Source organism: Caldicoprobacter sp. (assembly GCF_047459465.1).
Lineage (GTDB): Bacteria > Bacillota > Clostridia > Caldicoprobacterales > Caldicoprobacteraceae > Caldicoprobacter.
On the sequence record NZ_VSCO01000083.1, the window covers coordinates 1 to 8129 of the forward strand.

At 45.5% G+C, this 8129-nt stretch carries 7 protein-coding genes; 4 read left to right on the forward strand and 3 right to left on the reverse strand.

Annotation, left to right across the window (positions count from 1 at the left end):
- Window positions 1–264: 264 nt before the first annotated feature.
- The 3 genes from FWJ59_RS06410 (at window position 265) to FWJ59_RS06420 (ending at window position 2292) form a co-directional block, all read left to right on the forward strand.
- On the forward strand, window positions 265–477 hold the full coding sequence (locus tag FWJ59_RS06410; RefSeq protein WP_414481138.1) for a hypothetical protein: 213 nt from the start codon (window positions 265–267) through the stop codon (window positions 475–477).
- 252 nt (window positions 478–729) lie between these two features.
- Window positions 730–1140: a GntR family transcriptional regulator gene (locus tag FWJ59_RS06415; RefSeq protein ID WP_414481139.1), complete on the forward strand. Its 411-nt coding sequence runs from the start codon at window positions 730–732 to the stop codon at window positions 1138–1140.
- 33 nt (window positions 1141–1173) lie between these two features.
- The gene (locus tag FWJ59_RS06420; protein ID WP_414481140.1) at window positions 1174–2292 is read left to right on the forward strand and encodes a GNAT family N-acetyltransferase; all 1119 of its coding nucleotides are present in this window, start codon (window positions 1174–1176) and stop codon (window positions 2290–2292) included.
- A 73-nt stretch (window positions 2293–2365) separates the two neighbouring features.
- Here the strand turns inward: FWJ59_RS06420 and FWJ59_RS06425 are convergent, their stop codons facing one another.
- Together FWJ59_RS06425 and FWJ59_RS06430 are read right to left on the reverse strand one after the other, a co-directional pair.
- On the reverse strand, window positions 2366–3652 hold the full coding sequence (locus tag FWJ59_RS06425; protein WP_414481141.1) for a class II aldolase/adducin family protein: 1287 nt from the start codon (window positions 3650–3652) through the stop codon (window positions 2366–2368).
- A gap of 165 nt (window positions 3653–3817) precedes the next feature.
- A complete protein-coding gene (locus tag FWJ59_RS06430; protein ID WP_414481142.1) occupies window positions 3818–5065 on the reverse strand; it encodes a 6-phosphofructokinase in 1248 nt (415 codons plus the stop codon).
- 332 nt (window positions 5066–5397) lie between these two features.
- Between FWJ59_RS06430 and fba the strand changes: the two genes are divergently transcribed.
- Complete coding sequence (gene fba / locus FWJ59_RS06435) at window positions 5398–6339, forward strand: class II fructose-1,6-bisphosphate aldolase (protein ID WP_414481143.1); 942 nt, start codon at window positions 5398–5400, stop codon at window positions 6337–6339.
- Window positions 6340–6393: 54 nt separating this feature from the next.
- On the opposite strand, the gene spoVB is transcribed toward fba, so the two are convergent.
- The gene (gene spoVB / locus FWJ59_RS06440) at window positions 6394–8013 is read right to left on the reverse strand and encodes a stage V sporulation protein B (protein ID WP_414481144.1); all 1620 of its coding nucleotides are present in this window, start codon (window positions 8011–8013) and stop codon (window positions 6394–6396) included.
- Window positions 8014–8129 lie beyond the last annotated feature (116 nt).

Sequence of the window (8129 nt, forward strand, 5' to 3'; positions counted from 1 at the left end):
GGGAATTGAAACAGCAACTCCTTAAGCAATACAGCAGTATGTGAAGCAAATTTTTGATTGATTATCCTTATAGGTTTTAGCACGGTGGATGCTATAAAAGCCATGGCCAATATGGCTGTCAAAAACCTCATCGACGTTTTAACAGGGAAGGAATGCCCATATATCGTAAACCGGGAATATCTAAAGTGAGCCAACGGGGAAAGTGAAGGGCGGCATTGTGCTGTGGATAGCTTTTTTAATAAATAAAGGGAAGGGAGATAAACCATGGTAGTGGTGGGATTTATAGCGTTGGCAATTGCCTTGTGTCTTGGGCTAAGCGCCTTGCTGCAGTGGTTGTGGAATATCACCATAACCAGGATATTTGGGGTTCGGGAGATCACCTATTGGGAGGCCTTCAGATTGCTCATCATAGCAGGAATACTGTTTGGAACGCCTGCCTTTGGATTAACCTTTGAATATTTAATAAATTTGCATTGACCAATTGGATTTTAACCGATAGCGTCCATGCGCAAATGCATGGGCGTTTGTTTTTTTGGCCCTATACACATATGAATTTAAAGCAGTCGAACAACACGAATTTTGTGTGATAAAAGATATTGACATTGCCATAGTGCTGTGCTAGTGTAATAGTGTACCAATTCACTAATACACACATATTCAATTTATATCAGTGCGGAGTTTGTTGTTATGCGGTGATGGGGCTGGCTATTTGGGGGAGAGGAGAATAACATGAAGTTGAAAAGCAGATCCCTAAATATTGTCATCGATCCTGATGCGCCCATACCCATTTATATGCAAATCATAATTCAAATAAAGGGGCTCATTGCCAGCAAGGTCCTCGCACCCGGCGATAAGCTCCCTTCCGTAAGGAAGCTCAGCCGCCAGCTGGGGGTAAACCCCAATACTGTGGCGCGGGCTTATCAGGAACTGGAGAGGGAGGGCATCATACGTACCACCCGTGGAATCGGAGCATTTGTGGGCAAAACGACTCTTAAGGTTTCAGCCCAGCAGCGCTCGGAATTTATGAACAGAATATTGGATTATCTGTTTATCGAGGCTTATCATCTCCAATACAGCAAAGAGGAGCTTTACTCTATATTTATGCAACGGCTTGAACAGTGGGATCCAGACAAAAATTGATGGAATGTCAAACACACGTGAGGGGGTCATAACGTGGTAGAGATAAAAGAGGTTAAATCGCTAAAGGATTTAAAGCGCTTTATCTATTTCCCCTATAAGTTGTACGCGGGAAACAAATACTGGGTGCCACCTCTTGTGCTGGACGAGATGAACACCCTTCGCCAGGATAAGAATCCCGCTTTTGAGTATTGTGAAGCCAAATATTGGTTGGCGTTTAAAGATGGCAAGGTTGTGGGGCGGATTGCCGGTATAATAAATTATAGATACATAGAGAAGTGGGGACAAAAGAATGCACGCTTTGGATGGATAGATTTTATAGATGATCCTGAGGTATCAAAAGCATTACTTGAAACTGTAGAAAATTGGGCAAGGGAAAAGGGAATGACGGGCATACATGGCCCTCTGGGCTTTTGCGACCTTGACAAAGAGGGTATGCTGGTAGAAGGATTTGATGAGATGGGTACCTTTACTACCATCTATAATTATCCGTACTATCCAGTTCATCTGGAAAACAACGGCTACGTTAAAGATGTAGATTGGCTTGAATACGAATTGGAGGTTCCGCAGCAGCTACCCGAGGTTATACAAAGGGCGTCCCAGGATGCCTTAAGGAGGTTTAATCTCAAGGTATTGGACGCCAAAAGGCCTAAAGATTTTCTCCCTTATGTCAAGGGCATTTTCAACTTGTTAAATGAGGCCTATAAGGACCTTTACGCCGTAGTACCGTTAAGCGATAAGCAGGTAGAGCTGTATACCAAACAGTATTTTAGCTTCATAAACCCGGATTACGTGAAGGTAGTCCTAAATCGATATGACGAAGTAGTGGCGTTTGCCATTGCATTTCCATCATTGACGCGGGCAATGAGAAAGGCCAACGGAAGGCTTTTCCCGTTTGGCTTTCTCCATATCTTAAAAGCGTTGAAGAAGAACGATATCATCGATTTATGCCTGGTGGCGGTAAAGCCTGAACTGCAGGGCAAAGGAGTAAATGCCATCCTGATGAGCGAGATTCACAAGAATTGTGTTCGAAACGGTATAGTCAAAGCCGAGTGCAATCCCCAACTTGAATCCAATGTGAAGGTTCGCTCCCAGTGGCGATATTTCAATTCTAGGCAACATAAGCGGAGAAGGTGCTATATAAAATATCTTTGATAGTAGGCAAGGCTCTTGGCGAAGGATAGCGCATTGGATATACCGACTTCGCCAGGGGCGAATAATTGCGGTGTTATAGCTTAAAGGCTTCTTTAATCTCAGCTAGCTGCTGGTCATTGATGGTTACAAGCTCCCCCAAATCTCTTGCCGCTATGATGGCTTTGGCGCTGTATTCGGCCACTTCCAGCTTGTCGAAGGCATTGAGCAGGCTGCTGCCGGTCACGATAACGCAGTCGTTTTCTACCAGCACCACCGATGTCTCCTTGGAAAATGCATCTGCTGTCATCTCGGGCTGCATGAAGGTGCATCCAAATGGCAATTTGGGTATGTTTCGCAGCATTATATAGCTTTCTGGGATAGTCTTGGTCTCAAAGGTTGCATCGGTGACGGCAAAAGCCATGATGTTGGGCGGATGTGCGATGAGTACCGAATTGATGTGGGGGTGCTTATCGTATATGGCTTTGTGAAGCAGGACCGAGCGGCTGGGATTCTTTCCTGCTTCCTTCCATCCGTTTTCAATGCGTACCAGGTCTTCTTCGGTGAGATACTTCCTGTCTTTGCCGTATGGAGTGATGATAAAGGAGCCATCGCTTAGCCTTTGCGAGAAGGTACCCTGCGTGCTGGTGAAGAGCTGCTGGTCATATGCGCGATGTATGAGCTGGCACATCTCTCGCCTGGCTGCCCTTTCTTCGCTGCTAAACCTTTTGGGGATGAACTCGTTTAAGGTGACATCCTGCTTGTTTTTGGATATTTCAATGTGCCTATCGGTCAGGCTATGTAAGGTTCCCAGTCTACGGCCTTTGAGCTCAAGCCTGGCGCAAAAGTCCAGCGTTTCAAAGGCCATAAATGCTTCAAACAGGTTTTTGCCACCCGTCACTACCCCGTGATTTTCGAGTATAACGGTTTTAAAGCCCTTTTCAAACTGGTCCGCAATCTTTTTGCCCAGGTCCTTGCTTCCTGGCAGGCCGTATTCCGCTATGCCGACTGGACCGCATATCAGATGAACGTTAGGTATGAGCCTCGTGTTGGGGATTTGGCGCACTATGCTGAAGGCTACGAGGGCGGGTGGGTGGGCATGAATAATGGCTTTTATATCAGGCCTTTTTTGATAGATCATCTCGTGAAAGGGAAGTTCAATGGAAGGTTTGTGGATTCCATCTATGGTACCATCAGGTTTCACGCGTATTATGTCATTTCGGTGCAGTGAGCCCTTGTCAATCCCGCTTGGGGTTATCCATATATCGCCGTTGTCGTCAAGGATTGATATGTTGCCACCCGAGGTGGTAGTCATACCGTAGCGATATATCCTTTCCATGATCATCACTATTTGGTCAGCTGGGTGCAACAATTCAAATTTCAATGTTTTAGCCTCCTTTTCTTAAGACTGTATTTGTAATAGCCATTTGGCCTCGGCATTATGAGCTTAATTGCCAGGCAAAAGATTTATCTAGCATTAAAATATTAAAAAAAGGTGAAATAACAACGAAAAGGGGCATTGAGTTCCCCTTTTCGTTTGATTATGAGCTTATTTTGTTGCTAAAATCTTTTTCAACCTTGCAAACCTTGGCAAGCCGTTTTCGAAGGGAGGTCTGGATTCGCCTTGGATAAGCGGCATAGCATACTTGATAAACTCCTCGGTGACGCCATTGCCATTTTCGTTTATCCATTCACGCGGTACCTTCTTCTCTACGTTGGCAACATCGGTCAGATTGACCAATTTGATGTTGCACTTGTACTCCGGACCTTCTTCCCGCTCAAAGGCCACCATCTTGTCGGTTACGCCCTGCACCGCATACTGAACAGCGGCTTGTCCAGCAAGGTAAGCTTCATTTACGTCAGTCAGAGAAGCAACATGGGATGCACATCTCTGAAGCAGGCTGAATTCGATACCGCGAACCTTGGCTCCCGTTTTTTGCTTCAATATTCCCGCTAAGGTAGCTGCAAGGCCACCCAGTTGGACGTGCCCGAAAGCATCTGTATGTTTATTGAGCACGCCACCGTATTCAAAGATGTATTTGCCGTCTTTGTCTCGCACGCCTTCGGATACGGCTACGATAATATTTTTCTTTTTCTCATATACTTCCATTACCTCGTCTATGAATTTATCGAGGTCAAACGGAATCTCGGGCAAGTATATGAGGTCTGGACCGTATCCTTGTACGCCAGCCAGCGCTGATGCTGCAGTGAGCCAACCGGCGTTTCTTCCCATTATCTCCAATACCGTGATCATTTTTGTATCGTATGCCCTTACATCCAGATAGATTTCCATGGTGGATGTTGCTATGTATTTAGCTGCACTGCCATAACCCGGACAATGGTCGGTACCCCACAGGTCGTTGTCAATGGTTTTAGGAACGCCTATTACCCTGCACTCATAACCCACTTTTTGCATGTACTTGCTTATCTTGTTGCAAGTGTCCATGGAGTCGTTACCGCCATTATAGAAGAAGTATCTGATGTTGTATTTTTTGAAGATTTCCAGCAGTTTTTTGTATTCGGTGTCATCCTCATCGGGGTCTTTCAGCTTATAACGCACCGAACCCAATAAGGACGATGGCGTGGTTTTAAGAAGGTCCAGCTCATATGGGTCTTCTTTGCTCATATCATAGAATTTTTCGTTTAATATGCCCTGGATGCCGTGAGCTGCTCCATATACTGCGGTTATGCAATCTTGCTTCAACGCTTCCTGGATAACTCCAGCTGCCGTGGCATTGATGACGGCGGTAGGCCCACCTGACTGTCCAAGTATACAAGCTCCCCTCAATTCACCCATTGTTTGGTAAACCTCCCTTTTTAAACTTTTTTATCTTATGATGTTAATTAGGTGTTAATTTTTCGTGAAACATGAGTTTTCTTTGTTACTTTTTACAATTTCACTCAGATACTTTATAAAATATACCATATTTAATCTAAAAAAGCAATTTTTCTGCATTAAAATCCAATAAATTATTTTTCTTTGGAATGATTTGGAAGTAAAAATTTTAAAATGACCTTGATTTTAAACGAAGATGTGATAAAATTATTGTGATTAAAAAGGTTAGCTTAATCACATGCTCACTCAATTGTGAAAAATAAAAATAAAATTAGAAAAGGGGTTGTTGCACTATGCCATTGGTGACTACAAAAAAAATGTTTGAAAAGGCTTATGAAGGCGGTTATGCCATTGGGGCCTTCAATGTCAACAACATGGAAATCATTCAAGGTATTACCGAGGCTGCTAAGGAAGTAAATGCTCCCTTGATTTTGCAGGTGTCTGCCGGTGCACGAAGATACGCAAAGCATACATATCTTATGAAACTCATTGAGGCCGCCTTGATTGAAACTGACCTCCCAATCTGTGTTCACCTGGACCACGGTGACAGCTTTGAGCTCTGTAAGGCTTGCATTGACGGCGGGTTTACATCTGTTATGATTGACGGTTCACACCTTCCTTTTGAGGAAAACATCGCCTTGACCAAGAAGGTAGTGGATTACGCTCATGAGAGAGGCGTAGTTGTGGAGGGCGAGCTGGGAAGGCTTGCGGGGATTGAAGACGCTGTGAATGTATCCGAGGAAGAGGCTTTCTTTACCGATCCAGATCAAGCTGCTGAGTTTGTCGAGAGGACAGGGGTTGACTCCCTGGCGGTTGCTATAGGGACAAGCCATGGAGCGTACAAGTTCAAGGGTGAGCCGAGGCTGAGATTTGACATTCTTGAGGAGATTCAAAAGAGGTTACCCGGTTTTCCAATTGTTCTGCACGGCGCTTCCTCGGTAATACCCGAACTCGTTGAGAAGATCAATAAGTACGGCGGTCAGATGCCGGGAGCCAAGGGCGTACCGGAAGACATGCTGAGGAAGGCGGCGTCCATGGCCGTTTGCAAGATAAACATCGATTCCGATTTGAGGCTTGCAATGACTGCTACCATCAGAGAATATTTTGCAAACAATCCCAGCCATTTTGATCCGAGGCAGTATTTAGGGCCTGCTAGAGAGGCCATTAAAGAGCTTGTAAAGCACAAGCTGGTAAACGTATTGGGTTGCGCCGGAAAGGCAGACGAAGTGAGATAAGGTTAATCCTAGCATAAGATCATATGCTTTAAAGGTTTTGGATTTTAAGGCTCCTCATAGACCTGTGGTTGTACGAGGAGCCTTATCTTTTTGCCGGCCTTTTATTCTCGGTATTCCATTTACCGAATAAAGAGAAATTAAGAAAAAGGCAGCGCCGGTTATTATCGCTAAGGCTAGCGATGCTATGAGGGGTAAGCCGGCATGTAGCGACAGGTTAAAGGCGCATCGCCCTAAGGAAGCCATGACTAGGGCGGCAAAAGCCGGTTTAAAAAACCAGTCGGCCCACCTTATCTCAAGCTTGGTAAGCTTTTTTACTGTTCCAAAGTTCAGGATGAATACCGCTATGTTCCGCAGGTTGAAACCAATGATGAATCCGTATATCCTTAAAGCCGGATGGGACACCAAAAACCAGGTGCAGCAGAGCTGGATAACTCCACCTATGAAGAGGTTTAGCGTTGAGCGCTTTTGCCTGTCCAGGCCGTTTAAAGCTGCGCTTAGGGTATGCTGGAGGGCAAGAAATACCACGCTCAGGGTAAGGGGAGTTAGCAGTTGTCCTACCTGGGATTGGCGATACAAGGCTATTCCGATGGGCTGCCCAAGGGATAGCAGAGCGGCAGTAGCAGCAAAAGCGACTATCGAGGTCAGCTGGATGGCGCGTGAAATGTTGCTGCGTATGGCTTGCCAGTTTCCGAGGGCCATATCTTCAGAAAGGTGGGGTATTATGACGGTGGAAAGCGCATTGGTAATAGTGAAGGGGATGAAGAGCAAGGGCATTACCATTCCAGATACGATGCCAAACAGCGATACCGCCTGGCTGTTGGTCAGGCCGCTGGCCATCAGGCGCTGAGGAATCAGGATGGTGTTGATGGAGTTTATTGAAGTGGTTATAAGCCTGGTAAGGGTTACGGGAACAGCTATGGCGCCAATGCTTTTAATTAAAGAATGAACGGATGGGGTTTTGGTATACCCTTTTAATGTCTTGACGGAGTAATGGTATTGAGCGTGAAGGTAGAATAGGCTTGTAAGTTCCCCTATGACGACGCCGAATACGATGACCATGGCTGACCTTTCATATCCTTGCGGCTTTAGCCATAAAAGTGTTAATATGACGGTTGCGATGCGGACCAGTTGTTCCAATATTTCGGCAAAGGCCGGCCGGTGCGTGTGCTTTATGCCGTAGAAATAGCCTTTAAATGTTGCCCCCATGCCGGTGATGATGATGCAAGGAAAGAGAATGAATAGCGGCAGGCGAGTACGCGGATCCTTTAATATGGCATGGGCAATCCAGTCAAGGTTTGCAAGGACTAGGGCACAAAGGATTATGCCAAGCCCCAGCACTATTGATAGGGCTGTAGATACAACTTTTTTGACTTCCCCGCTGTGACCTGTGGCGCTGCTGGATGCCACCAAACGCGAGACGGCAACCGGTATGCCGGAGGTGGTCAAAGCCAGCGCAATGGTATATGGGGGGAATATTAGCTGGTATACTCCCATGCCTTCAGGCCCCAACAGTCGGCTCAACGCTATTTGATATACAAATCCGATGATTCGGACCAGGACATTTGCCCCGGCTAAGATGAACGTTCCATACAGCATAGAACGGGGATTTATCCTCAATTCTCCATTCCTCCGATATAGCATTAGGATTCTGATTTCATTAATATTCACCTTCATTGTCAAGTAGAAGTAAGCAGAGCTTTTTATATGGTTTTATTTGAGCTTATCTGGGACGGCAAAGAAGGACAATAAGGCAAGCGTCAATTTTCAAGGCAAAAGATGAATTTGTCGAT